The organism is Peribacillus sp. NPDC096622 (assembly GCF_044762665.1).
GTDB classification, from domain to species: Bacteria; Bacillota; Bacilli; order Bacillales; family DSM-1321; genus Peribacillus; species Peribacillus frigoritolerans_B.
The window spans coordinates 12,739-38,064 of the sequence record NZ_JBIWES010000007.1 but is presented as its reverse complement, the minus strand read 5'-3'; the positions used below and the strand labels follow the sequence as shown (position 1 = coordinate 38,064).

Annotated in this window: 24 protein-coding genes and 2 pseudogenes; 6 read left to right on the top strand and 20 right to left on the bottom strand. The window is 35.9% G+C overall.

Annotated features, from left to right (window positions below; genetic code table 11):
- Window positions 1–86: 86 nt before the first annotated feature.
- Window positions 87–611 (bottom strand): type 1 glutamine amidotransferase domain-containing protein, encoded by a 525-nt coding sequence (locus tag ACIQYG_RS14220; protein WP_063596564.1) that lies wholly within the window; start codon window positions 609–611, stop codon window positions 87–89.
- A gap of 110 nt (window positions 612–721) precedes the next feature.
- Window positions 722–1,459: a tRNA pseudouridine(38-40) synthase TruA gene (gene truA, locus ACIQYG_RS14215; RefSeq protein WP_402838993.1), complete on the bottom strand. Its 738-nt coding sequence runs from the start codon at window positions 1,457–1,459 to the stop codon at window positions 722–724.
- 1,034 nt (window positions 1,460–2,493) lie between these two features.
- On the opposite strand from truA, the gene ACIQYG_RS14210 reads away from it, so the two are divergent.
- On the top strand, window positions 2,494–3,561 hold the full coding sequence (locus ACIQYG_RS14210; protein ID WP_402839324.1) for a site-2 protease family protein: 1,068 nt from the start codon (window positions 2,494–2,496) through the stop codon (window positions 3,559–3,561).
- A 464-nt stretch (window positions 3,562–4,025) separates the two neighbouring features.
- On the opposite strand, the gene ACIQYG_RS14205 is transcribed toward ACIQYG_RS14210, so the two are convergent.
- The 3 genes from ACIQYG_RS14205 to ACIQYG_RS14195 form a co-directional block, all read right to left on the bottom strand.
- Window positions 4,026–4,193, bottom strand: a complete 168-nt coding sequence (locus ACIQYG_RS14205) for a hypothetical protein (protein WP_402838991.1) — start codon at window positions 4,191–4,193, stop codon at window positions 4,026–4,028.
- A 39-nt stretch (window positions 4,194–4,232) separates the two neighbouring features.
- Window positions 4,233–4,529: a WXG100 family type VII secretion target gene (locus ACIQYG_RS14200; RefSeq protein WP_402838989.1), complete on the bottom strand. Its 297-nt coding sequence runs from the start codon at window positions 4,527–4,529 to the stop codon at window positions 4,233–4,235.
- Window positions 4,530–5,181: 652 nt separating this feature from the next.
- Entirely contained in the window at window positions 5,182–5,598 is a 417-nt protein-coding gene (locus ACIQYG_RS14195; RefSeq protein ID WP_207437841.1) for a hypothetical protein, read from the bottom strand.
- A 246-nt stretch (window positions 5,599–5,844) separates the two neighbouring features.
- Here ACIQYG_RS14195 and ACIQYG_RS14190 point away from each other — a divergent pair, with 246 nt between their 5' ends.
- Window positions 5,845–6,093: a hypothetical protein gene (locus tag ACIQYG_RS14190; protein WP_402838985.1), complete on the top strand. Its 249-nt coding sequence runs from the start codon at window positions 5,845–5,847 to the stop codon at window positions 6,091–6,093.
- Between the two features lie 121 nt (window positions 6,094–6,214).
- On the opposite strand, the gene ACIQYG_RS14185 is transcribed toward ACIQYG_RS14190, so the two are convergent.
- Both ACIQYG_RS14185 and ACIQYG_RS14180 read right to left on the bottom strand, forming a co-directional pair.
- Complete coding sequence (locus ACIQYG_RS14185) at window positions 6,215–6,526, bottom strand: hypothetical protein (protein WP_402838983.1); 312 nt, start codon at window positions 6,524–6,526, stop codon at window positions 6,215–6,217.
- Between the two features lie 244 nt (window positions 6,527–6,770).
- Window positions 6,771–8,309 (bottom strand): alpha/beta hydrolase, encoded by a 1,539-nt coding sequence (locus ACIQYG_RS14180; RefSeq protein WP_402839322.1) that lies wholly within the window; start codon window positions 8,307–8,309, stop codon window positions 6,771–6,773.
- A gap of 847 nt (window positions 8,310–9,156) precedes the next feature.
- Here ACIQYG_RS14180 and brnQ point away from each other — a divergent pair.
- The gene (gene brnQ, locus ACIQYG_RS14175; protein WP_402838981.1) at window positions 9,157–10,521 is read left to right on the top strand and encodes a branched-chain amino acid transport system II carrier protein; all 1,365 of its coding nucleotides are present in this window, start codon (window positions 9,157–9,159) and stop codon (window positions 10,519–10,521) included.
- Between the two features lie 193 nt (window positions 10,522–10,714).
- Here the strand turns inward: brnQ and ACIQYG_RS14170 are convergent.
- Together ACIQYG_RS14170 and ACIQYG_RS14165 are read right to left on the bottom strand one after the other, a co-directional pair.
- A pseudogene (locus tag ACIQYG_RS14170) lies at window positions 10,715–11,122 on the bottom strand (ATP-binding cassette domain-containing protein); the annotation flags it as partial.
- Between the two features lie 63 nt (window positions 11,123–11,185).
- A complete protein-coding gene (locus ACIQYG_RS14165; protein ID WP_402838979.1) occupies window positions 11,186–11,290 on the bottom strand; it encodes a TetR family transcriptional regulator in 105 nt (34 codons plus the stop codon).
- Window positions 11,291–11,395: 105 nt separating this feature from the next.
- On the opposite strand from ACIQYG_RS14165, the gene ACIQYG_RS14160 reads away from it, so the two are divergent.
- Window positions 11,396–12,652, top strand: a complete 1,257-nt coding sequence (locus ACIQYG_RS14160) for an ATP-binding protein (protein WP_402838977.1) — start codon at window positions 11,396–11,398, stop codon at window positions 12,650–12,652.
- A gap of 68 nt (window positions 12,653–12,720) precedes the next feature.
- On the opposite strand, the gene ACIQYG_RS14155 is transcribed toward ACIQYG_RS14160, so the two are convergent.
- The 7 genes and pseudogenes from ACIQYG_RS14155 to ACIQYG_RS14125 form a co-directional block, all read right to left on the bottom strand.
- Entirely contained in the window at window positions 12,721–12,843 is a 123-nt protein-coding gene (locus tag ACIQYG_RS14155) for a TetR family transcriptional regulator (protein WP_402838975.1), read from the bottom strand.
- Between the two features lie 552 nt (window positions 12,844–13,395).
- A complete protein-coding gene (locus ACIQYG_RS14150; RefSeq protein WP_402839320.1) occupies window positions 13,396–13,668 on the bottom strand; it encodes an HU family DNA-binding protein in 273 nt (90 codons plus the stop codon).
- Window positions 13,669–14,293: 625 nt separating this feature from the next.
- On the bottom strand, window positions 14,294–15,178 hold the full coding sequence (locus tag ACIQYG_RS14145; RefSeq protein WP_402838973.1) for an alpha/beta fold hydrolase: 885 nt from the start codon (window positions 15,176–15,178) through the stop codon (window positions 14,294–14,296).
- A gap of 16 nt (window positions 15,179–15,194) precedes the next feature.
- Window positions 15,195–15,758 (bottom strand): hypothetical protein, encoded by a 564-nt coding sequence (locus ACIQYG_RS14140; protein ID WP_402839318.1) that lies wholly within the window; start codon window positions 15,756–15,758, stop codon window positions 15,195–15,197.
- Window positions 15,759–15,849: 91 nt separating this feature from the next.
- Complete coding sequence (locus ACIQYG_RS14135) at window positions 15,850–18,069, bottom strand: MFS transporter (RefSeq protein ID WP_402838971.1); 2,220 nt, start codon at window positions 18,067–18,069, stop codon at window positions 15,850–15,852.
- Between the two features lie 211 nt (window positions 18,070–18,280).
- Window positions 18,281–18,457: pseudogene (locus tag ACIQYG_RS14130) on the bottom strand (group II intron reverse transcriptase/maturase); the annotation flags it as partial.
- Window positions 18,458–18,676: 219 nt separating this feature from the next.
- On the bottom strand, window positions 18,677–20,107 hold the full coding sequence (locus tag ACIQYG_RS14125) for an IS4 family transposase (RefSeq protein ID WP_402838970.1): 1,431 nt from the start codon (window positions 20,105–20,107) through the stop codon (window positions 18,677–18,679).
- A 282-nt stretch (window positions 20,108–20,389) separates the two neighbouring features.
- On the opposite strand from ACIQYG_RS14125, the gene ACIQYG_RS14120 reads away from it, so the two are divergent.
- Window positions 20,390–21,052 carry a hypothetical protein gene (locus ACIQYG_RS14120; RefSeq protein WP_402838968.1) on the top strand — a complete coding sequence of 221 codons (663 nt, stop codon included), beginning with the start codon at window positions 20,390–20,392 and terminating at the stop codon, window positions 21,050–21,052.
- A 15-nt stretch (window positions 21,053–21,067) separates the two neighbouring features.
- Here the strand turns inward: ACIQYG_RS14120 and ACIQYG_RS14115 are convergent, their stop codons facing one another.
- Window positions 21,068–21,280 (bottom strand): hypothetical protein, encoded by a 213-nt coding sequence (locus tag ACIQYG_RS14115; protein WP_402838966.1) that lies wholly within the window; start codon window positions 21,278–21,280, stop codon window positions 21,068–21,070.
- 315 nt (window positions 21,281–21,595) lie between these two features.
- A complete protein-coding gene (locus tag ACIQYG_RS14110; RefSeq protein WP_402838964.1) occupies window positions 21,596–21,997 on the bottom strand; it encodes a hypothetical protein in 402 nt (133 codons plus the stop codon).
- A gap of 359 nt (window positions 21,998–22,356) precedes the next feature.
- On the opposite strand from ACIQYG_RS14110, the gene ACIQYG_RS14105 reads away from it, so the two are divergent.
- Entirely contained in the window at window positions 22,357–22,521 is a 165-nt protein-coding gene (locus ACIQYG_RS14105) for a hypothetical protein (RefSeq protein ID WP_402838963.1), read from the top strand.
- 211 nt (window positions 22,522–22,732) lie between these two features.
- Here the strand turns inward: ACIQYG_RS14105 and ACIQYG_RS14100 are convergent, their stop codons facing one another.
- The gene (locus ACIQYG_RS14100; RefSeq protein WP_402838961.1) at window positions 22,733–22,921 is read right to left on the bottom strand and encodes a hypothetical protein; all 189 of its coding nucleotides are present in this window, start codon (window positions 22,919–22,921) and stop codon (window positions 22,733–22,735) included.
- A gap of 1,182 nt (window positions 22,922–24,103) precedes the next feature.
- Window positions 24,104–25,324 carry an EF-P 5-aminopentanol modification-associated protein YfmH gene (gene yfmH / locus ACIQYG_RS14095; protein WP_402838960.1) on the bottom strand — a complete coding sequence of 407 codons (1,221 nt, stop codon included), beginning with the start codon at window positions 25,322–25,324 and terminating at the stop codon, window positions 24,104–24,106.
- Window positions 25,325–25,326 lie beyond the last annotated feature (2 nt).

The window sequence follows — 25,326 nt, the reverse complement described above, 5'->3', positions numbered from 1 at the left end:
TAATCAGTATTAAAAATAAATCCGGGTATGGATAGAAAAAGTGGTTTTTCCAGAAGGAAAAACCACTTTTTCACCGTACTATGGATTTAACCCTTTTCAATCACGTTTATCAATTCTCTTAAATAATCCGGCAGATCAGGTGGACGTCTGCTTGACACAAGGTTTCCATCTACGACGACGGGCTCATCTATCCAAGTTGCCCCTGCGTTTTCCATATCATCTTTAATGCCAGGTGTACTCGTTACATTCTTCCCCTGTAAAATTTTTGCGGATATCAACACCCAACCAGCGTGACAAATTTGCCCAATGGGTTTTTTATTTTCTTCCATGCTTTGGATAAGTGATATCACTTCAGGAAACCGGCGAATTTTGTCAGGTGCCCAACCGCCCGGTACAAGAATGGCATCATATTCTTCAGCTTTGATACTGCCATACTCATAATCAGATATGGCTGGTACACCATATTTTCCAATGTATGTTTCATTCGCCTTTTCTCCAGCGAGATGAACAATCGCCCCTTCTTCTTTTAAACGTAAAATCGGATACCAGAGTTCTAAATCTTCAAAATCATGGTGCACAAGACTGATTATTTTCTTTCCTGCTAATCTCATGAAAATCTCTCCTTCTTTCGTACTTTCCGCTTTACCATTCTTCCCTGTTACTTCCCTTTTTCTACTGCCTGTACACATTACATGCATTAACACATGCTTCAATATCCGGTCTAAAAATCAACCTTTACCAAGTATAACCCAGCTGCCTCCGCCATACGGCCAGTTTGAATTCTTTCTTTTGACTCTATAATGCTTGGGATATTTTCAGCTTCTATTTCATCCAACCCAACTTCTATCAACGTCCCGACAATCTTTCTAACCATATTATAAAGAAATCCATCGCCTCGTACTGTAATTTCGATGAAACCGGCATTTTCTTCTATATCAATGGAATATATTTCACGTACCATGGATTTTTTCTTTGATTTTGCATTTGAAAAAGCAGTGAAATCATGTTCACCTATAAAATATTGACATGCTTTTTTCATTCTTGTGATATCCAGCTTTTTCTCTACATGCATACTGTACTTTCGCATGAAAGGATTTGTATATTGCTCGTTCCAGATCTTATACAAATAGGTCTTATCCTTAGCGTTATAACGGGCATGAAAACGTTCAGGAACTAGACTAACCTCGACAATGCTGATATCTCGGGGTAAATATCTATTTAAATAATTCATGATTTCAGCTTCAGGCATATATTCACCGAGCTTAAAATTGGCGATTTGAGCAAGGGCATGTACACCCGCATCCGTTCTGCTGCATCCGATGATCTCGATTTTTTCCCCTGCCATTTCCGTCAATACATTTTCTATTTTCCCTTGAATGGTATCATCACTATTACCTAGTCGCTGCCAGCCCTTATAGCGACCGCCATCATATTGAATGGTCAATTTATAATTGTTCATCGCTTCCTCCTTATTTTATTACGTATAGTCATCTAAACAGAAAATTATTGATAAAATACAAGACCCCATACAACTCCTGCTGTATGAGGGAACAGATGGTCCTTTCTTAGAAACACATTTAATTTGTTAAGTTGTTAATGGGTTTTGTAACTGCTCCACAAGTCTACAGTAAAAGGAGTTCCATTTTAAGGGTTCGTTTAGGATACACCCCCACAGCCTCATGGACCATGATTTATGTAAAGATCCTGCAGCTCTTCCATGCGATTCGATAGTAAATCCTAGCAATCAAACTAAAAAAGCACTTCTGCATAGTGTACCAAAGTGGCTAACGTCATGCAACGAACGAGCCGGCGTCACATATCCAGTTTCCGTGCAACTTTGTGCAATGCAGAATTACACAGGAATAATAAAATCCAGGAAATAAAAAAGACCAAAACCCTGTGATATCAAGGATTTAAGCCTTTGGCAGTTGATGACCTGTGAGGGATTCGAACCCACGACCCCTTCCCTGTCAAAACTATTTCACACTTTTCCTCTAGTTCATTATTATTCCCAGATATATGACACGTAAGGGATTATCATTCTTTTTCACAATAAAATTACCCTCTCATACTTTCCGATTATTTGGAATTCGCCCCCAATCAGACCGTATATTACTGATAAAATAGTGATTGTACCGCTTTAATCCATCGATTTTAATTAAGCATTTGAATTGATGGCTTTGGTGTGAAGGAGAGGCGGACAAGAAATGCCCTAAATATTAAGGACAGAATTCCATTGTACTCTATCTTAATTATAAAAAAATGTAATACTTGAAAGTTAATACTCTAGAAAAATATTCCTAAAAGGAAAAGAAAAAATACGATATAATAAGGATATTAGCAAGATGATAAATCAAGAAGAAGCTCAGATAGACATAGTGTCACTGGGGTCATCTATTTCCCATTTACTCTAGGAGGTACATTTTGAAAGAATCTAAATTGAATAAAGGGTGGTTAAGTTTGGGGGCAATCGGGTTATTTTTCCTAGGAAAAATGAAATGGTTGTTTGCGCTATTGAAAATAGCAAAAGTAGGTTCCCTGATTTCCATTTTCGTTTCATTAGGAGCGTATGCCTTGGTTTACGGTTGGAAATTTGCCGTAGCCCTAGTCTATCTTATTTACATCCATGAAATGGGGCATTTACTTGCTGCTAAGAGAAAAGGCATAAAAACATCCAATGCCATTTTCATCCCGTTTGTCGGAGCGTTAATTGCCCTTAAAGAAGAACCCAGGAATGCTAACCAAGAAGCTTATCTTGCCTTCGGAGGTCCTTTATTAGGTACATTAGCATTTCTACCAGCCATCCCCCTATTTATGATGACGGAAAATCCATTTTGGCTTTTAGTCATTACACTTGGAGCCATGATCAACCTATTTAATCTAATGCCTGTGCATCCTCTTGACGGAGGACGTATAGTGGGAGTCATCTCCACAAAGCTTTGGATATTAGGGATTATCGGAATGGTTGTATATTTGTTTCTCCATCCAAATCCACTTTTAATTCTTTTCTTAATATTGGGTATTTCTAAGTGGTGGAAAGAATTCCGTAGCGAGACAACCAGAAGTCAAAGAGACAACATCATTGAATTGAATCAATTCGGTTTAAGGCAACTAAAACAATATGCAGGCGCAACAGATGAAGAAAAAATTCGCTTAATTAATATTTGGAATATGGAATTAAGCCAACTACATGAAAAGTTTAACAACATGAAGAGTTGGCATATCCCGCTATTTGATGATAATAAGCTAAAAGAAAAACAGCTGACCGAGGTAAAATTAAATATTTATAGGTCCTTACTGGATGCTGCTAATTCGAATGAATACCAGTACGGACCGACCGATTTTGAAAATATAGGCACGTATGAACGAATAACAGCAACGTTCTTAAAAGAAGTGCAAGAACAAACTGAAATTAGGGATAAAGAGAAATCCTATTACTCATCGAGTCTCAAAACCAAAGTCACCTGGTTCTCATTATACATTGGGCTTGCCATTTTCTTAATGATAACCAGCTTATATGCAGGTGATTTAATGGAACAATATAAAACGTTATTACCTTAATACACCATGAAGGGGACCTCAATTTATGAAGGTCCCCTTTGACTGTCCATTTATTAAAATTGATGTTAGAAACATACTAATTAAACAAGCATTAAAAACTGAACTGCTTTTCAATTTTTCCTGCTTCAAGCAAACCATATCATCCAAATAAAAAGGCGACTAGCGGCAAAACTTACGGCAGTTATAGCCAGAGAAAGCAGCGATTGGCATCATCCTCTTTTCTTTTCCTTTATGAACTATTCATCTATATACTATGAAAAAAGTGATGTCCTAATAGAATAATCTGTAAAGTCAGGATAAATAGGTCGACACAACCCGGTACCCAATTTTCATCCATTCCTTGCTTACCATCATCTTCTTTTTTCTTTCCTTGTCTCTACTTATTACGAGCCATTTTAAACCTCTCAAAACAATTATCATATTGGCAAGTACAGTAGTAAAACTTTAGCGGATATAAGGTAAACTTAATAAAAAGTGATTATTTGATGTGCCAAAACACCAAATTGAATGAACAAAATAAAAAAACCACCGCAGCCGGGGAGTAAACTACCATCTTTATTTTGCTTATTTTTATCCGGGAGGATCCATCCTTCCTCTTCCAAACTCTTACGATCCCTATTCTTCGGTTTCATATGACACCTCTTTATATCCTTCATTCATTTTGTTTCTACTCATCCTTCATACAAGCGCCGCTCTAATTCTCTTTGTCTTTCAATCTCTTCTCTCACTCTGTCAACATCATTTGCTGGGCTTTCTAATTCTCTACTTATTTGATAAAGATTGTCTGAATGTCTTTGAAAAAGGACAGCTGCTTCATGTAGTATTGAATCAAATTTTTTCTGGGCTTCGCCAGCCCATGTCTCCGTATTTGTATGTATACTCTGCATTAATTTTGATTCATCTAATTTTAACTCCTCAGAAGATTCCTGAAACACTTTTGTTAATGCTCTGACTTTATCCGAATTCATCTTTTCACCTCATTATTGAGTCAACGTACTTTTTCTCTATTTATACCCAAAGAGTAATAGATGAATTGAGACTTGCAGTTTCATTCAGAAGGGGAACAGTTTGGTTCCTTATTTAGGCAAAAAAGCTCTCTTTTTAAAGTAAAACTACACATTTGCTTCATTTCGATTCTTTTTTTGCCTTTCTTCTATTTGTCTTAACACTCCCAAAATCGTGATGAGAGAATAAAACAGCAGCAGCATCGAGTGCCCAGCTTTACACTAAAGTTATATTCCTCGTATGAATACCACTCCCCTATCCTAGAATCCCTATGATTCTTGAGATAGAGGTGGGTATTTTTCATAGTCCATAACCTAAAAGTGTATATCCCTTGCCCCTCCATTACATCACAACTCAGAAAAAATCACTACAGACTTGCAATTAATTTATAATTTTTGGACATGGCGATACTATTACTCTAAAGAAGGTGCGTGATCAAAGTTAGAAATCAGGTTTAAATCTAAGCTTTCTAAGACAACTCCTCTTTCTCTGGGTCTTGTCTTATTGGATATCAGTTTAATTTCTCACTCAAAAGTCAGCTCCAGAGAAATTCCCCAAGGAGGCTTCTTTTTCTTGTTTTAGTTTAAAGTCGGGTCTCCATTTTCTTAGAGTACATTAATTTATTAGCATTTTATCTAATTCGCGAACTTTATCATATGACTCCAATAGTTGTTCAGGTATTAATGTTCTCCCATAATCCCAAGCATTAGTTTCTATTTCAGATTTTAGCTTTTCTTTTTCTTCTTCGTGACCATACATTAAAATCCTTAAATCATGTTTGTTTTTCTTAAAATCTAAATAATAACCAATCATACGATAAAGAATAATTTTAACAAAGTCTTCCTCAGTCTCTTTAATTCTAATTTTCCCTTTATAACCGTTAACTTGAAGGTAATTGAATTTTATAGTATTGGTCGATACATTATAACTCATAGGTGCACTTAGATTATTGTCAAATTCACAAATAATATCCAAATTGTGCTCATTTAATGTGTTATTAATTATCTTTTCGATATCGCTTATATAAAGCATTTAACTATCACTTCCCTTTTAAAGACTTACTTCATTGTAGTAGTAGATTAAGTTATTCTTCCTTTATCAATATAATAAACTGTTGAGAAATTAAAATCACACATTTAAGAATTCATCAAAAATGACTATGAAATTAGTCTCCCAAAGATATTTGGTTGCTATTATTAACATCTGTGAATTAAGAAGTGATAAATGAGGTAATATATATAAAACACTGGATTGATTAAAAGTGGAGGTGATGGCCTTTTGCCTAAAGTTCTAAATACTTGGCAAGGTATGACTAAAGAAGAGGCTGAGAAGTATTGGAAAGAAGGCATCGGCTTTGAAATGGCCCATTACGATTCCAATATGGAAATGGATAAAGAAATTGACACTAAAGAGAAGCTATTGAAGAATTTGATTATTTCAGGCAAGCATACTAAAGATGAAATGAAAGACTTGATTGACTTACCGGCTACAGCTTTTGAAATTATCTATGTTAGAAACAAAAAGTAAGGACTTCTGTTAATCTTATTATAAAAAATCTATATTAAGGTTAATAATCGAATATAAATTAAGGACCTTGGATTGGGTCCTTAATTTATATTATTAAAGTTGAAGAGTATTGTAAAACAATTTATTTGCCCAAATGGTAAAGATAACAATTGCCTTTTGCTAAATGTTCTGACATAGAAATTATCTTTCCAAGTTGATTAACCACTTCATCACGATTGATATTAATTCTTTCGTATTCTCCATCTTGTTCGTTATCCCAATCAACAAAATTCCCTGTTATTTCAAAGGTATTTGGTGCACTCTCGAATAAATTTCTCCAAGATGTAAAAATACCTTTTAATGATTTGGAAGATTGTTCATCAAAAAGAGTAACTCCATAATAGTTAATACTTTGACCATCTGGATGTTGTCTAACAATTGGGGTGCAGTTCATTCTACTAGTTCTTTTTTAATATTATTTTATTCGTTAGTATCTTTCCTTTTATGGGTCAAAATCGACTCATTGTCCATTTATTTTAAAAGTGAGTTACTCAACTAAATGGCCCGATTGTCGAATATGCAATTGTTCCTCAAATTTTCATCACTAACGTCCCATTGTTTGAATTGGGGTTTACTAAATTTTGAATCGAAAAAAATCACTTATCCTAAACAAAAGATGAGTGATTTTTTTCGATTTTTCATTCGCTTTTATTTGGTTTAGACTTTACCCACTCAGCTATGTCATGAACGACATATTCTGGAATGTTAACTGGGGCAAGATATTCTGCCGGCAGGCTCATTTCCCCTTCGCCTTCAGTAAAGAAATGATTCAGCTTCGGATATAGACGATATTCAACATTGTTCCGATGAGAAAGCTCCTCTTTCCATATAGGAATCTCTATGTCTGAAACGACTTGGTAATCCCGCTCTCCTTGAATAATCAGCAATGGTTCATTTTGTTCCTTTGCCATCTCTGCCGCTCTTATATCATTTATAGAATCCCAAAACATTGCCTGACCAAGGAGAAATTCATCGGGAGGGTTTTCTCCTGAGAAATCCGGATCATTTAACATTTCAAATTGAGTAGTATAAAACTCAGCTGCCTGCTGTGGGATTTGGCCGATGGAAAGAAGATAATGAAATTGATCAATACCGACATCTTGAAATGTTCGCGCCGGTCCGCCCATCACGATTGCACCAGCGATATTTTGCCTCTTGTCTTGATTGATCATTTGAGGCACCATCATGCCTCCTTGGCTATGACCGAGCATATAGATTTGCTCATCATTTATTTTTTTCTCTTTTTCAAGCAATCGCGTTGCTAAAAGAGCATCATCTGTTGTTTCTTTATCAACTGTGTGATTTTGGTCTGCCGAAATTTTTGCTGCATGTTCAAATGTTCGTTTGTTGTAACGTAGCACGGCAATTCCTTTTGAAGCAAGACCGTGCGCCATATCACGGAATGGTTTTAACGCATACGCTGTTTCATCCTTATCGGTTGCCCCTGATCCTTGAACGAGAACAACTACCGGAAATGGTCCCTTTCCTTTAGGAATCGACAGCGTTCCAGGCAGTGCAAAATCCCCTTTTCCTATCACAACGTCTTTTTCAGTAAAGGAATGCGGATTGCTGTATGCAGGATCTGATGCAACCAAACCCGTATACGTAGTTAATTGAAAATCATCTACTTTTCCAGATCGGTCTAATCGAAGTGTAAACGGATACATTACTCTCTCGAATTGAAGCTCAACTTCCACATTCTTATGGACTCGATTCGATTCCTTGACCGCAGCTGTTCCGAAACCGATGAACGATCCTGCCTGTGGCTGCAATTGCTGCTTAAGTGTGGTCCAATAGATTTCCAGCCATTGTTCGGAAATTGACTTCTTTAAAGGGCGGGATGACGACTTTAAGGCTTGTCCATAGTTGCCCGCTTCCATATCGCTTGCAAATTGAACGGCATTCTGCAAGAAAAGATCTTGATGAATATTCGCCTCTGCGATTGGGCCTTTTCCTGCGAGTACACCCTTCTTTTTAGGAACAAATGCGGGTGAACTTGGTAGATTAAGAGCAATAGGTATACTTGCCGCATTCGTGCCTTTAACTAGATTAATAATTTGGCCTGCTGAATTTGACCTAGCAGCCGGTTCCTTTCCATATGCAATTGTCGGAATGCATAAAGAAATGACCAGTCCGAATACAAGCGATTTTTTCCGTATTGGATTTTTCAAAACTATCCCTCCCTGTTTTCATTCATTTGCATCTTATGACTTTTTTATTATACGTTTTTATTTTATAGAGGGTAAGAATTTTTTCCATTTTTTAATAAAATAGGAAACTACGAAATTTCTACTGCCCAAAACAAACAAACACCGTTTGAATTTTTTCAAAAGGTGTTTTCTAAAATGAGGTAATTGTTTTAAAAAAATTCTGTTTTTTGGAAAGTCTTCTTGAAAACATTCGCTTAACAATTGTTGTATATTTGAAGTTAAATCATTTCCCATCTCATTGACTAAAGCACCTGTTAGTTGAATTAATCGATTAACCTTCTATTGATAAATACCTACACATGGTTAATAAAACCAACAGTTACTTTATAAGAATGCACCGCTATTTATATTTTTCTTTAAATCCAGATAACAACCAGGATTGTTTTTTCACAGCGACTACGTAGGACACAAGAAAAGAGCTATTCCAATAACCAATAGTCCGCGATCCACTTTTATACCTCACAATCTGTTGTATACTTTTAAGAGGAAATAGTATGTGTTATAATATACAAATAGTTATAAAATGGTATTTTAGTTAATAATTACACATAAATAATAGGGGGATAAGTAGGGGAATTTTCTGTATTAAACACCGATTATCATTTGAATCTCGTAATTATGGTAGTAATAATCTGCTTGTCGTTAAAGTTTTAAAAAACCTTATTGCATATTACCCAAAAAGGAGAAACTTAAAATTTATATGGAAATTAATTTTATCTGTCATAATACAATACACTCTTATGTATTTAATTTATGAATTATTTTCTTTAATTTATTTTTTCGGAAAATTTAGTTCTTTAATGGAGGTTTTTATTTGGATACTAAAGTACCATTTTCATTTATATTAGTTATTGGTTTAATGTTATTTGCTCTATTTTTTGGGGCAGGAAATTTAATTTTTCCACCAATGCTTGGTCAATCAGCAGGAATGAATATCTGGTCAGCAAATGCAGGGTTTTTAATAACAGGAGTAGGCTTACCGTTACTTGGTGTATTAGCACTTGGTTTTTCGGGGAAAGATGATTTACAGTCGTTAGCAAGTCGGGTACATCCTGTATTTGGTATTATATTCACAACCGTTCTTTATTTAGCCATTGGACCTTTATTCGCTTTGCCTAGATCAGGAAACGTTTCTTTTGAAATCGGTGTTAAACCTTTTTTGTCCGAAAATTCAGGCCCTTTACCTTTACTTATTTTTACAATCATCTTTTTTAGCATTACGTGCCTTTTTTCGATCAATCCCGCAAAAGTTATCGGAATTGTCGGGAAAATCTTAACACCAATCAAGTTAACGTTCATTGGAATCTTAGTAGTAGTTGCTTTTAATCATCCAATCGGAGATTTTCAAGCACCTGTTAAGAATTATACAGTTCACCCATTTTTTAATGGGTTTAGAGAAGGTTATTTAACAATGGATACGCTTGCATCTTTTGTTTTTGGCATCATCATCATTAATGCCATTAAAGAAAAAGGTGCTAAAACAAAAAAACAAATTATGGTTGTTTGTGCAAAAGCAACTGGTATTGCTGCCTTTATCCTGGCAACCATGTATTCAGCTCTTTCTTATATGGGTGCTTCAAGCGTAGAAAAACTTGGGCATCTGGAAAATGGAGGTACCATCTTAGCAAAAGTCTCGAATTATTATTTTGGAGCTTATGGTGGGCTATTATTAGGATTAATGATTACAGTAGCTTGTTTAACAACAAGCGTAGGACTTGTTACATCTTGTTCTTCATTCTTCCATAAACTATTTCCAATGGTACATTACAAAACAATTGCTATTAGTTTATCTATTTTTAGTGCAATAGTTGCCAATATTGGGCTAACACAGTTAATTGCAGTTTCAATTCCTCTCCTAACAGCTATTTATCCATTAGCTATTGTATTAATTTTCTTAACATTTTTTCATTCTTTATTTAAAGGGAAAGCTGAAGTGTATCAAGGAAGCTTACTTTTAACATTTATCATTAGTTTATTTGATGGATTAAACCGAGCTGGTATACGCTTTTCATCCATTAATAATTTCTTTCATGAAATTCTTCCTCTGTATGATGTGGGACTAGGGTGGATTATACCAGCGATTGTTGGAGGATTTATAGGGTTTAGCAGTAGCATAATACGAGTGAAATTCGGTCTTAATCATCCAACTAGAATAGTTAAAAGAAAAAAAATTTCTTGAATATGTCAACCATTTTTAAAATTTGTTGACATTTTATTCGAACGACACCTGTTCGTTCAAATAAAGAGCATGTTTTAATTTAATCAAAACATGCCCTTATACTATTTAATTGGATTATTCTGTTATAAAAAAGATTGATCATTTTTTTGTGATCCTTAATGAACTAACGCACCCGTTAGTTTAACAACTAAACTTAATTTTTTTTCTCTTTTACGAAATAGAAACCTGTCCCATTTTCTTGTGGAACAAACCCTTGTTGAGCTGAACTATTTTCTACCATACCTTCTCTACGATTCACTATGACAATTGTCTTCCCATTTTGGTTTAGTTGTTTTAAAATCTGTATAATTTCATTGCGGTTTTCAATATCCAGTGATCCTGTTGGTTCATCTGCTAAAATTAAGTCACATTGTTTTAACAAAATTCTGGCGATGGCCACTCGTTGCTGTTCTCCTCCAGATAGTTCATGGATTTTCTGATTTAACGATACCTGTAAACCCACCTGTTCCAGAACTTGTCTTTTCTTTTTTTGTTTTTCTTTTTTTGAACTTTTTGAATAAATCAGAGGAATTTCCAGATTATCTTCTACTGTTGAGTTATTCCGATTATTGGCATCCTACCAAAGTTCATGGATTTTCTGCTACGCTTGGTGGAAGTACTCCTGTTAAAGAGTATGCCTATCGATCACAGCCCATAGTAGATCCTCTTTAGATTTAAAATAATGGTAAATTAATCCATCAGCAACGATAGCTTCTCTAGACAATCTCACTATACCAAGAATGAGGTGTTTTTTATATTTAAAGAGCGCTTTGTCAAGGGGCGAAATGAATCCGTGAGGATTCCAACTAAATAGAAAGATTAGGGGGAGTAGAGCATGGGGATACCTACACTATTATTAAATGCATTCATTATTATAATTTGTATTCTCTGCTATCAAGTATTTTGGTTAGATAAAGATGGAAAAGAAACACGTAATGATCTATATATTTCCCTCCTTTCATCAATTGCTATTATTCTTTGCATGACGTTTCCCTTTAATTTTCAATCCGGATATATTTATGATTTAAGGCTTATTCCTATTCTTTTAGTCTTTCTCTATGGCGGTTTTAGAAGCTTTATTATTATCACCTTTGTATATCTTTCTTACCGCTTTTACTTAGGAGGAAATGGCTTTTTCCCATCAGTTGTTGTATATATCATGACCATTACCATTACTTTGATGTTTCATTATTTTCTACCTACTTATTTAAAGAAAAGAAAAATATTGTTCAGCACACTGCTTATTTTCATTTGCACTAGTTCCTTTTCTGCCTTTGCTATAATGAACCAAATGAGGATAAATGATAAAGTCGAAACTTCTTTTATCCAATTTTTATCTAATTTTATAGTAATCAATATCCTTACGGGATTGTTATCTATTTATTTAATTGAAGGTATGATTGAAAAGTTTAAAATGAAAGAAAAAATTCAACGGGCAGAAAAATTTTATGCGATAAGTGAAATGGCCGCTGCTATTGCCCACGAGATTCGTAATCCACTGACTACGGTATATGGATTTATGCAGTTGTTTAATAAAAATGAAATCTTAGAAACATATAAGGATGAATATTTGCAAGTCATGCTGATGGAGTTAGAAAAGACACAACTCATTATTGAGGATTATATGTACTTAGTAAAACCACAAATTAGCTTGAAAGAATCCTTAGATATTAGCCAAATCGTCCAACAGGTAATAAATGCAATATCACCGATGGCCCTATTACATAATGTTGAAGTTAAAACAAGTATTAAAGATCCTCTTTATATAAATGCCAACGCCAATAAAATAAAACGTTGTTTAATTAATATTGCTATAAATGGTATTGAAGCTATGGTTCATGGAGGAATATTGCAAATCAATGTAAAAAAGATGAAGAATAATGTTGTAATTAATATTATTGATTCAGGCATTGGTATGTCCCCTGAGGAGATAAAGCGAATCGCAATGCCGTTTTATTCTATAAAAGAGAAGGGAACTGGACTCGGCACTATGATTTCATACAGTATTATTAGAGAATTAAACGGGGATATAGAAATAAAAAGCGAAAAAGGGAAGGAAACATGTTTTTCTATTATTATACCTTCTTTATAAAAGAGCCCAACATGTGAACTGCACCCCAATTGTTTTAATAGTGGCCCCTGAAATCCAGAATCGTTTCCTTATTTGGCAATGTCTTTTGTAGTACTCGCCGAATACCCCTTTTTCGAAAATATAACTAAAGCTGCATCAATTAAGTTGTTTTTGGTTTTCATTGCTTGTAATTGTCGGTTTGTTTGTTTCATTCTCTACCTCATATTCATTAAGTGTTTGCTTAGTAAAAGAGTGTATCATACTATAGCTTCTTTGCAATACATTTTGTTGTCTAAAATCTCAAATTGATATTCAACAATCTGTCCCAATTGCTGAATAAAGATCAAACAGCACTCTTCAACTCCCTCAGTTTAATACGATTTTCTCACAAATCCTCGCTTAATCGCAGGATTTCATCACCCTTGAATGTAAGTTCACGGTTATATGGAGTGATTTCAGGACTTGAAGATTTCGTGAAGGTATAGTGAAATAAAGGAGTTATACAACACTCCACATTTTACTATATAATGTACATTCTCCACGCCGCCCCTGAAGGCTATTCCTCCCATGTCTCAACGGGTTAATTGCCCTCTCATTCCTTCGTCATACCTATCCAAGGGGTGGAGTTGACGTCAAAACCCATAGCATTTAACCTATATGAAAACCGGTAGGATAGTAAAAACCTAACACTTTACATAAAGAAAAAAATACTCTGGAGGAATATCTCATCCCCAGAGTATTTTTACACTTACCAACTATGACTATTATTTAACGACCTCTTTTAATTCCTTACCTGGTTTAAAGGCAGGAACTTTGGAAGCTGCAATTTGGATTTCTTCTCCTGTTTGTGGGTTTCTACCCGTACGAGCTGCTCGGTCGCGCACTTCAAATGTGCCAAATCCAACTACTTGGATTTTTTCCTCTTTAGCGAGCGTATTAGAGATCGCTTCAAACAATGCATCGACTGCTTTTTTCGCGTCTCCCTTTGTTAGTTCAGCTTGTGTTGCCACAGTATTTACTAAGTCTGTTTTGTGCAGCCCTTCAATATTTCTGTAATAAATCCTCTTCCAGTCCACTATTATGACTACGTTCCTCTGTAAAACAGCCTTAAATAGAGAAATCCCCAGTCCATCGGAAAGACGTTGGACTGGGCAACAAAACTACCAACATTTTTAACACAGTATCTCAAGGATTCCATGGGACTCTAAACAAAAAGAGCAGCCTAACAAAGCTGCTCTTTCGTAGATTAATTATCCATTTCTTTTTGTACACTAATCAATACACCAATGTATTATTAGGGGTCTAGCCACATTCCCATCAAGTTAAAGTTTTGTAGTGCCCCCTGAACGAAATTTTGTACTTTCTTGTATAACTTATAAGCTCAATTTATCGTTTTGGGGGGTGACCTATTTTCTTAGCTTGATGGGCATGGGGTACCACCAGCAAAAAACGCGAATTTACAACGTTAAGGAAATTCCAGAATAAAAAGTCCAATTTCTCAGATTAAAATTGAGAAATTGGGCTTTTTTGTTACTCCATAAAAGCGCCCGATTGTTGAAGATCAAAGGCAATTGCAGCTATCTCGCACTTATTTAATTCTAACCACCGTTAGCTTATTAAAACCGTGTGAATACACTGTGCAAAAAGTTTGTAAAACGTAGCTTAATTTATAATAACTTCTCTTAAAATACGTCCCCAAATTTTGCTATCGTCAGTTAAAAAGTGACCTGCATCAGGAATAAGGTGCAACTGACACTCAGGTATTATCCTTGATACTTTTTTAATCTCTTCCACAGGAGCCATTCTGTCCTCTTCTCCATGAAAAAGATAGACTGGTACTTTTATGTCTTTTAAATCAAATCCCCAATATTTAGACAATAAATGAGGTTCGGTTGCTCCTTCATCAACTTTGTTCCTATATGCTTCTCTTAAATGCCTAAATGTTGCTTCTAAGTGTTCATCAGTTTGCAGAAACTGGCGATCCCAATCGGTTAAATGTTTATTGCCATTTTTAAGGTCTTTTTTAAATTTATCTGGAGATTTATCCATTATCTTTACCATGGATTTATATGATAACTTCAAAATCCACGGTGCATTTTTAGAAAGCCAAAACGCTATACGATTTTCTTTTACCATCGCCTTCGGGGGCTTTCCATCTTTGAAAGGAGTAACGCTTGAAACCATCGTAATTGAATTTATTCGTTGCGGAATTTTATATCCACAAGCAGCTGCATATGCTCCTCCTCCAGAAACCCCAATTACTGAAAAATTTTCAATTTGTAAATGATTAGCCAATTCCTCAACATCATCGGTCCAATCTAGTACAGTTCTGTTTGGCTTTAAGTCTGATAAGCCGTATCCAGGTCTATCTATCGAAATTAACCTAATTCCTAGTGAATTTGATACTTCGTCATCATCTAAAAACCATATTCTTGAACCTGGTGTTCCGTGAAAGAGAAATATAGGTATGCCGTCTTTCTTCCCATATTGAATATATCCAAGTTTTCTTCCATCATTTAATTGTAAAATTTGGCCGTTTGGTTCCACCCTTATCCCCTCCATGTCAATTTTGTCGCCTCTTATTTCGTGTAATTCCGAGATAAACAAATACCATGCATACTATAAGACCTAATGTAGCTGGAATAATTATAGATTTACCAGAGTCCCCTGCAAATAGGATACTCCATCCTACTTTCCCTATTGCAATAAAGGCCATAATTGACAAGCCGAACCAAATGTTACGTTGCCAGAAAGCAAGAGCTAAGAGGGTTAAAGATAGTGGTACAATCAATGTAAGCAAAATTTTACTCATTCCCCAATCCCCAGTTAGATAATCGACTTCATATTGAAGAAATTCTTGCACTTTTGTATCTACGGTAGTCGGTTCAGGGAACCAAAACATGGATGTGAAAATACAGAACAGTGTGAACGATATTCCGGCAAGGCTCCTTTTGAAGGCAAAAAAACAAAAAGGAATAATAAATATAGGTCTTATATACCAAGAAAGCTGATTTTGATGCCTTGCAAAAGCCCAATCTAATAAATCGCGATTAAATATAAATACAATCAGTAAACATATGGAGCATAGAGCAAAGAAAATAGCCAATGGCTTATCATATTTACGCATCAAAAGTTTTTCTCCTTCCCTTGTAATGGTATTGATAGACCTTTTCATTATAATAATGGGGGACTGCTTTTCATGGAAGTCCCCCGTGTTTTTAGCGAATACCGATATCGTTTACTAAAACGGTGCCTTTTTCGGTTCGATTAAATTCAAATGAAATTTGGTTTAATGTTTGGGGATTAAAGGCTGGATTCATTCGCTTGAAATCCTTCAGTTGGAAGTTAAAGTGTTGAAAGATGGGCTCCTTAGTAGGAGATAACTCAGTAAACGGCCATTTTAATAGTTTTCCTTCTATCATTGGGATTAATTTTGAAACATGGCTAAGCGGCAGGCTGGCACGATTACCTTCATCATCCACTAGGGTGATGGTTAAATCAATAAGATCTTTTCTATAGGAAGGATTTTTCCTTTTTGTCGAATCGGCCATTGAAAAGGAAATGGAGCTATTTTCTGTAAGATTCAAACCCTTCCCGGGTAGGAAGACCGTATAGGAGGCAGCCTTACGGAGCTTACGAAGGTTCCAACCTAACCGTACCACGCTGTTAAGGGATTCTCCATATTTCAGTTTCATCCGCTCTTCCTTCCATTCCATTAAGTGCTTTCCTTGAATTCTCCCCCCCATGACGGAAGTACTTAGCACATCAATATCTTCATCAAATGAGGTAAGGATGGAAGTCTTCGAGTCTCCATAATCACTAATATACATGGTATTCGGCAGCCATTTTTGTGCATAACCGATATCTTTGAAAATCAATTTATATTCCTTTTTATTTTTTATCGTAGCATCGAGAAAGGAAGAAATGAACACTTTGGCCACTCGTTCTTGATCTTCTATTGGCATAAGCTGTTTCAGGTTGAAAAGTTGATTTCCTAAACCAACACCGTCCCGTTTGCCCCAAGTTTGATTAAATTGACCATGATTGGCCCCGTAAATGTAAACGGAAGCCTTCATAAAATCCTGATCAGAGTTAAAATGAATTCGATTAAATTGACTATAACCAGAAAAGCTATTGACATCCATATCATGAGAACCATGCAAGGCTAGATAATTTATATTTTGAAGCGGGACTGGTTTTCCAGAAGGAGAATAGTATCCATCAGTACCCGAAATTGAGATAAGCGAGCGAATGTGAAATCCGTAGTTAAATTTAATCTTTGCATTATCAGGAGAGTTGCTTAATTGATTAAAGGCCGCAGCTATTGAAATCGCTTCACCACCTCGTGAATGGCCAATAAGTGCAATATTGTCCATATCTACCTTTTCGAAAAAGGGGTTTTTCTCTTCTTTGTTCCAGTTCTTCCAGGTTTTAAGGTGCTCTAGAAGTAAGATAGCCCTTGCAGGGTTTTCTTTTTCCAAGGCATGAAAGATAAACATATCATTAAAGGGTGATACATTTAGGAAATTCTCATCAATTGAAACAAAGATATAACCGCGGCTGGCAAGAAGTTGACCGAGATATTTGTAGCCGGGGTCGGAGTAGTCTGTCATTAGATGGTTTCCGTGGACGGCTATAACGAGGGGAAAGGGCCCCTCTCCTTTTGGATACCAGACTGTTCCATTGAGCGGCAATTCTTTTGGTCCAAAACCAAAGGTTTTCGTTCTTAAAGTGGACCATTTTTCAAGAAATGGAGATGCATCAATGGGTTTGGTAAGCAGTGAGTTCTTTCGATTGAATTCTTTGCGGTAGCTATTCTTACTGCCATACGTAATCGATTGGACCTTATACAGCCCATTTTGGTTGGGATTCTGGATAGCAGAACTGTCATAATGATTTGCTTTTTTTAATTCTTTTAACGTGACTCCACGGGGGGATGGCTGGCCATCGTTAATTATCCAATAACTAAAGAGTCCGATCCAGATGGTGAGTAGGGCGAATAAAAGTTTATTTCTAATTCCACCCTTTTCCTTAAGCCGGTATATAAGTGCACCCCAAAGGGTAAGGGAAAGAATAAAAACAAAGATAAATAGTGTAGAAACTTCTAACGGACCCATAAAACAAATAAATAGCATGAAACAAGAACTAAAGAATAACCATAGATAAAGATTTGGCAATTTTTTAAAAGCAAATAGTAAAACAGTTAATAAGCCACTAATTAGAGAAATAAATAGGATAAACAGGAGTGTAGCAACAGTGAATTCATAGATTCCTCTGTCCCCGAAAAAATAGATAGATTGAATAATAAATAGGATGAGAGAAGGAATGATCATGATAATTGCTGCCCACTTCCAATTTGAAGACAGAGGCTGCTTTGGCTCTCGGTTCGTTTTAAAGCGATTTATCGATTGTCGGACATTTTCCCATATAACCTGCATGATTGTAACCTCCAATAATGATTGATATTTAAGACTCCCAGTTTCATATTACTGGATAAATCTTTCTGACTTCTTTCGAATTTCTTTCAATAATCTTACAAAAAATGAATGAGAATGACGTGGACAAGTGGTAAGCCCGAACTATAAAAATAAGAGCACCTTTCTGATACGTATGACAAATAACCGTATATCATGAATTTTTTATCAGATATAGAGAGATAACGTCTCCATCATCTATTGTATTAGCTATAATTCGCATGAGTTTATCGTGGTGGACTGTATCGAAGAATCTTTCAAGGTCAATGTCTACTACCCAATCGTGTCCATCATTCAGAAATTCCAAGCTTTTTATGATTGCCATTTCGCAACTTCTTTTTGGGGTACCGCCATTATTTATGTTGTATAGAATGAACAGCCTTAGCGTATAAAAAAGCCTTTGTTTTAGGTATTTTAATCCTTAGCGTATGAAATCCGCGTTTTGCTGGCGGTACCCCATGCCCATCGAGCTAACAACATAAATTACTAGCACAAAATGATATTGTTCCAAAACTACCCAGTTCTTGAAAACCAGGCATGCCAAAGAAGCCTATCAAATATGCGCTTTTTTCTAGGCAGCTTGTCTATCCTTCACCGTCGATTGATACACAACCCCAAGAATATCAAAGACAGTCATCTTCTTATACCGATGACATTTACGACCGTTCTTTTTGAGTAGATGATAAAGGCGATGCAAAATTTTCAAAAGTTCTTCTGTGCCAACTGACATCGCTTGAAACAGTAACGGGAAGTAATCCTTAATCATATAAATCGCTTTGTATTCACTTAATTCCTTCTTTTTCTTTTTAAGAAGTAACTGTCGCATTTGAAACATGGTAGAAGAACAGAGGAGAATGCCGATAAGTTGGCCATATAAGTGGCACTCAAGGCGTTCTTTTTTGATTGTTTTACATTCATCGATTTCAAAGAATGACTTCCATGTTTTAAATAAAATCTCAATCTGCCACCGCAGGGAATAGAGGGAATGGACATAATCAGTGGGGACTTCTTCTGGAGATGTGTTCGTAATATAGACGTTCATGCCCATCAAGTGCTTACTTTTCTCCTTCATGACAATGCCTTTCTTCTTTTCTCGAATCGCTTGGTTTTTTAGGCGTGTTTGCGTTTGATCATCGCTTAAACGATGGATAATGACACGTGCTGGGAGCTTCTGATTTTGTCCAATGTATGCCTTTGATATTTCCAGCGTTTCACCAGGGGTTAGACTAGACATCATTTGTGTCATATCAACCTGAATGTATTCGGTTTGTTTTTTTACCGTTCCATTGTTGAAGAATTCTGGGTCGGAATTCTTGATATAAATACGTGTATTTAGCTTCAACCGAGAGATAAAATAAGCCTCTTTATCATGAATGGCTTGTAAGTCTCCTAAATCAAAGTAACCAAGGTCACGTAAACATAAATCGCCTTTCTCAACAGTTTCAAGGCAGATGGTGCCGTATGTTTTATCATTGTTCTTTCCAGGTCCCAGTTGTACGTTTAAAAATTGGCCACTTAATAAATCGTATTCCAATTGGATTTTCACTCCTGCAGTATGACTACTGCCTCCAGAGCCTTGATAATTTGTGGCGAAGGAATCAGGTAGCTGAAATACAGTCGCATCTAAAATCCGAATACGTTTGAAAGCAGAAATCATGCCTGAAGAAAGTGATTGATTGAAACAGAGTTTTTGTGTTAGGAGTGAAGTAAAGACTTCTCGGAGGAATGCGACAGCTGCTGGATTAAAGCGTTGATTCAGGCCTTCTGGGCTTATTAGTACCCCCGTCGAAGCCTCTAAACGACTACATAAGTGCGTGAGTGATGTACTAGCGACTTCTTGGCAGAGCCAAACGCAAAGGGCGATGAGTTCAGCTGCTTGATACTTACTAGATCGCTGTACAAATCCCATCTGTTTGGCCGTTTCTTGTAGGACTAATGGAGATAGAAAGCGTTGTAATTCTTTCGCAAAAAGTGTCAGTTCACTAGAGATGATAGGATTCATAAAAAAACCATCCTTTCTCGTAAACTTCTTACGATAAGCATAGCGTTTTTTCGTTATTGGAGGTATTGTTTTTGCTTAGCTTGATGGGCATGTGGTAGGACCCCTAGTTATCCAGTTCCCTTCCTCCTATTTACCTTGTGGCTTACATTCCACTGAGAAGTTCATCCTATTTCTATGATAAGTCATATGCACTATTTTATCCATTTTTGTCAGTTTTTGCTATTTTATTAAATTTAATCTAGTTATAATTAAAGCTGTTCAATACAGAAAGGGATGAATAGTGTGAATCTTAAAAAAGGAATTGTCAGTGTCGTATCAGCCGTTACTCTACTTAGCTGTATCTCACCATCTGCATCATTCGCTTCAACAAAAATGGATACTCCAACCGTGAAAGTTAGTAAAGAACAGGTTGCTGACATGCAGGAAGTAATCGATGTCGTCAATGAATTGGAGCGCAGTAACTTAAATATGGACAACCTGTCTAAGAACAAGCAAAAGGATATCAATAGACTTAGCAGTGATGCCAAGGAATTCTATTACATATATTCTCAAGCAAGTAAAAACGGTAAACTCGATACCACACAGATGATGAGTGTATTTCATACTTACTACAATGCTATGAATAACCCAACAACCAAACATGCAAGTTCCAATCAAGGCATTACAACATCTTCAATTGGTAGTGTAAAAACCTATAATCTATCAAACCAACAGGTCAAAGATATCGGTAATTTGGTCGGTGTACATGGCTCAGGTTGGGGTTTGGCTTTAGCAATTGCGAAACATTTCGGAAAAAACCCTACTCTTGCAACTCTATTGATTATGGCAGTGCCTGCATTGGGTTGGGCTACTCTGAATGCCTGTAATAGATATTCTAAAGGCGTTAAGATAAAAGACATCAGGATAGGCGCAAGCCATAGTTTTTCTTGCTCTGCAAGGAAGTAATTAAAAAATCTCAGGCTATTTGTTAGCCTGAGATTTTTTAATACTTATAAATTCAGTGATAAAGAAAATCGCCAGTCCCATGACAAGGATGATCCGTGAATTTGAAATAAACTCCCTGTTATAAGTTTCACATATAGAATTGATAAAGAGGACTACTCCCCAGAATACAAAGGTTGCGAAATAAGCGTTGTTTACAGCTTTGCTATTAGCGCTTTTTTTGAAGAACATGCTTTCACTCCTAAGTGTTAAACTCCGTTTTTCTTTTCTATGATAACACTTCCTTAATTGATAATACATGGGTTTTATTATTTAATTCCGAACTTTTCCAAGTCCCTCTTGATTAAATTATTCACATTAAGTTGATGCTCTATTAACCATAATTGATGAGGCATATCGACTTCCTTGGCGAACGTTTCCAGTAGTCGTCAACTATCGTTATTGATTCTTCGTATCCATGGTACTCAACTCCTTCTGGGATCTCTCCCATCACATATCCCTCTTTTAAGTCAAAAGCATATGCCTGTTGACCTGCAGTAAGGTCGATTACAACGTCATCGATTGTGATGAAAGCATGAAGACCCATTTGAATCCTGCCTCCATATCCTCTTTCTTAAGTAATAGATAGAGTAGAGCGGAGCAATAGGCGCAGGACATACCCTTTTGCTCATTGTATATCTGATGTTCTTTCTTGGATAGTTCGAACTCTTCGCCTTTATTCTTAAAAAGCATATGGACATAATACACGTACTTTGCGAAATTAAAGTACGTCCTTAAATCTTCCGGAAACGCCTGTGAGACATACTGCCTTGGCTCTTTACGCTTGTAGCTATAACTTGTTAACCAATCAAGCTTCTTCATATAATCATACATTTTAGAGCCTATTTCTCTTGGACTTGCATCTTCCTCGATTGGAACTCCCATAGAGCGATAAGTATTATCCATCACAAACGACCTCCTATGAATATTGCGACTTGGCTTAGTATCATTCCTAAAGGCAGACCTACAATGAGCATCCACTTCATTCTCTTTTCATCCTCCCACTTCTGGGGAAGATTATTGAATACAGGGGTCCTACCACATGCCCATCAAGGTAAGAAATAATAATACCCCCAGAACGAAAATTTTGTGCATCTTACTCGTTTTTATCGTTTTGGGGTAACTCGTTATTGTTAGCTTGATGGCGATGTGGCGGTACCCCATGCCCATCAAGCCAAGAAAATAGGTCACCCCCAAAACGATAAATTGAGCTTATAATTTACAAGAAAGTCCAAAATTTCGTTCTGGGGGTACAACGAAACTTTAACTTGATGGCAATGTGGTGGTACCCCTATACCGTAATAAAGCAGCTGGATCAAAAAGAAAATCAACTTTTACTTACGGCTAAAGAAGAAGTGGCTGCGGCTAAAGAGGAAATAGAAGTAATCAAAGCAGAAAAAAAAGGCTTCCTCTCTCGACTTTTCGGAAAGTGAGGAAGAAGCCCTTACACGCTCTTTTTCTATGCCATAGACTAAAAAGGAGTATGACCAACCCGAGAAGTTTGTCATACCATAATTATACAGGAATAACCTCACCAGATAAACCGATAACCCCCGACTAGTCACCGGGGTTTTTCTAGAATGTATTCTAACGAGGTTCATTCCCATTAAAAGATAAAGAAATAAAAAGTACCATGATCAAGTACTAGATCATAGCTAACAAACTACCAACATTTATCATCGCAGTGTTTCTTCTTACAACAATCAAAGTGATGGTCATCATCGCAGCGTTTTTTCTTACAACAATCAAAGTGATGGTCATCATCGCAGCATTTTTTCTTACAACAATCAAAGTGATGGTCATCATCGCAACGTTTTTTCTTAAAACAACCATCGTGTTTCTTAGGAAAACAATTGTTATGATGAAGATATGTTGTATCTTTAAAAGGTTTACAATGTGGAATAGGATTAAAATGGTTTATTTTAATCACCTCTTTTTTATATTTTCGAGTTATTTTATTCATTAATAAAAAAACTGCTTGTACATAATAGTACAAACAGTGAACTACCAGGTTTGGGTTTTATTTATATATTCTAACGAGGTTCATTTCTTTTATTGTAATCCTCATACGCTTTCTTTTGGCGGTCATTGAAAGCTTTTACCTGGTAATAGTGCTGCTCGCAAAAATACCCCTCCAGCTCCCCACTGGTCCAACTATAAAGAGGTTTTAACCATTCGACCTTTGGGAACCTCCTCTGACAATACAAGCAATAATTTTCTTTACTCATATACAACCCCGTGTAGCTTTATTATTCTATTCTAAGTTCCTTTTGCATTTCAATTCTCACTGAATTTCGATTTTCAAGAATTATAGTTTCTCTTATTTTTTGTCTTTCTTTGATCATTTCAGGAGATGGAGGATGTAAATCTGGATCTAAATAGGGGTATCGTCACATGCCCATCAAGCTAAGAAAACAAGTCGACCCCAAAACGAAAAAAATGGGTTTATGTGTTACAAATGAGCCCAAAATTTCGTTCTGGGGGAGTTATAGAATTTTAACTTGATGGCTATGTGGCGGTACCCCTATACGAACTTTCTATAGTCGGCGATATCCGACAGCGCGGTCTCATGATTGGAGTGGAAATCGTTAAAGACCGCCAAACAAAAAAACGTTCACCCTCCAAGAGAACGTCGTTTCCGGAATCATCCATACAGCACGGGAAAATGGCCTGATCATTCGGGAACTTGGTCCAGTCATCACGATGATGCCAATTCTTTCCATGTCAGAAAAGGAACTCGATATCATGGTCGAAACGGTCTACCGTGCCATTCAGGAAGTCTCCATTCTTAAAGGATTGATCCCAGCAGCAAACTGATTCAAAAAGAACCGGAGGAGCAGAGCTCATTCCGGTTCCTTCTCGATTGGATTTTCAGTTCTTTGCAGGGGTTTTCAGAAAATAAGAAGCCATTAAAAGAAATAACATGGATAACGTCCACAAGGTAATTCTCTTCCACGGGAAATCAATTGCCAAGCCAATCGACTGAACTTAATAAAATCAGCTAGCTCCCTCATTTTAGATTAAAATGTGTGAATATAATCCATCAATAACCTCCTTTTTTGTAATCTTGTTAATTACATTAATAACATCACAAAAATTAATTCCTCTTATAGAATAATGAAGAATTGAGTTAGCTAATTTTGTTGGATTATCATATACGTCGATTATCATTCCGATAATCCTTCGTTTAGAAATTAAAAATTCATAATCATCGATACTTCTCGTTTGAATATTATTTTTTGTCAATCTAATTTCTTCCATAAGTTCACATGGTTTGGTTGTGATCGCACTTAATAAGGAGAAAGAATAACTATTGGATATTTCGTATTTTAAATCGATGTCTCTATCTACAAGAGAGTGATTAGAGATTTTTTGCTGAAAGTCGGAGGTTCTGCCAAATAGTATTTCTAACCCTATTCTTATAATAAATTCCTTTCGGATACCGGTATCAGAGGCCACACTTTCATTAGCAATCGTATTTCCAAATAACAGGACCGATTGATTGGTATTAATGGGTTCGATATTGATACTCTCTCTTTTGACAGGTAATAAAGGCAAGTATCTATTTTTATCTTTCGAAGTGGAACTTGCAAGTTCATCCCCTATAATTGTATATATTTCTTCAGGAATGATATCTCCAATTATAATGATTTTCATATTTTCAATAGAATAGAATTTCTGAAAACACTTCTCCAATATGTCTGAATCCATTGAATCTATACTAGCTAAATTCCCAACGATTGGTTGTGCTACCCCACTTTCATCCCCGTATAAGTCAGATAATAAATTAGTGAAACATTTGGCTTTCTTATTACTTTGTGTTTGCAAAATTTCTTGCTTAATGATTTTTTTTTCTTTTTCCACTATGTCATTAGTTATGGATATGGATTGAACAAGTTTTAATATCATTTGAATATTTAATTCAAGCTGTTCCGTACAAGAAATTACAAATGAAGTATATTCAAAATTCGTACTAGCATTTATTGAAGATCCTATATTCCCAAATCTATGTAAGACATCAAATTGATTGTTTTGAAAAATTAGATGCTCTAAGAAATGTGCAGTTCCATAAGGGATTTTACTATTACATTCTTTTTCATGATAAATGGAATTGCTATCCACCCCTCCAAAGTCGATTGATAAGAGAATATAATTTTCGAGAAAACCTTTTTTATTTACTAACAAAGTGTCTAACCCGTTTATTTTCTTTTCTTCTATAAAACTACCAGTAAACATGA

What these genes read in the sequence shown, in the direction of transcription:
- ACIQYG_RS14220 (WP_063596564.1), bottom strand. Translation starts at nt 611, where the DNA reads ATGAGATTAGCAGGAAAGAAAATAATCAGTCTTGTGCACCATGATTTT.
- truA (WP_402838993.1), bottom strand. Translation starts at nt 1,459, where the DNA reads ATGAACAATTATAAATTGACCATTCAATATGATGGCGGTCGCTATAAG.
- ACIQYG_RS14210 (WP_402839324.1), top strand. Translation starts at nt 2,494, where the DNA reads ATGAAATGGTTGTTTGCGCTATTGAAAATAGCAAAAGTAGGTTCCCTG.
- ACIQYG_RS14205 (WP_402838991.1), bottom strand. Translation starts at nt 4,193, where the DNA reads ATGAAACCGAAGAATAGGGATCGTAAGAGTTTGGAAGAGGAAGGATGG.
- ACIQYG_RS14200 (WP_402838989.1), bottom strand. Translation starts at nt 4,529, where the DNA reads ATGAATTCGGATAAAGTCAGAGCATTAACAAAAGTGTTTCAGGAATCT.
- ACIQYG_RS14195 (WP_207437841.1), bottom strand. Translation starts at nt 5,598, where the DNA reads ATGCTTTATATAAGCGATATCGAAAAGATAATTAATAACACATTAAAT.
- ACIQYG_RS14185 (WP_402838983.1), bottom strand. Translation starts at nt 6,526, where the DNA reads ATGAACTGCACCCCAATTGTTAGACAACATCCAGATGGTCAAAGTATT.
- ACIQYG_RS14160 (WP_402838977.1), top strand. Translation starts at nt 11,396, where the DNA reads ATGGGGATACCTACACTATTATTAAATGCATTCATTATTATAATTTGT.
- ACIQYG_RS14155 (WP_402838975.1), bottom strand. Translation starts at nt 12,843, where the DNA reads ATGAAACAAACAAACCGACAATTACAAGCAATGAAAACCAAAAACAAC.
- ACIQYG_RS14140 (WP_402839318.1), bottom strand. Translation starts at nt 15,758, where the DNA reads ATGCGTAAATATGATAAGCCATTGGCTATTTTCTTTGCTCTATGCTCC.
- ACIQYG_RS14135 (WP_402838971.1), bottom strand. Translation starts at nt 18,069, where the DNA reads ATGCAGGTTATATGGGAAAATGTCCGACAATCGATAAATCGCTTTAAA.
- ACIQYG_RS14125 (WP_402838970.1), bottom strand. Translation starts at nt 20,107, where the DNA reads ATGAATCCTATCATCTCTAGTGAACTGACACTTTTTGCGAAAGAATTA.
- ACIQYG_RS14115 (WP_402838966.1), bottom strand. Translation starts at nt 21,280, where the DNA reads ATGTTCTTCAAAAAAAGCGCTAATAGCAAAGCTGTAAACAACGCTTAT.
- ACIQYG_RS14100 (WP_402838961.1), bottom strand. Translation starts at nt 22,921, where the DNA reads ATGGTTGTTTTAAGAAAAAACGTTGCGATGATGACCATCACTTTGATT.
- yfmH (WP_402838960.1), bottom strand. Translation starts at nt 25,324, where the DNA reads ATGTTTACTGGTAGTTTTATAGAAGAAAAGAAAATAAACGGGTTAGAC.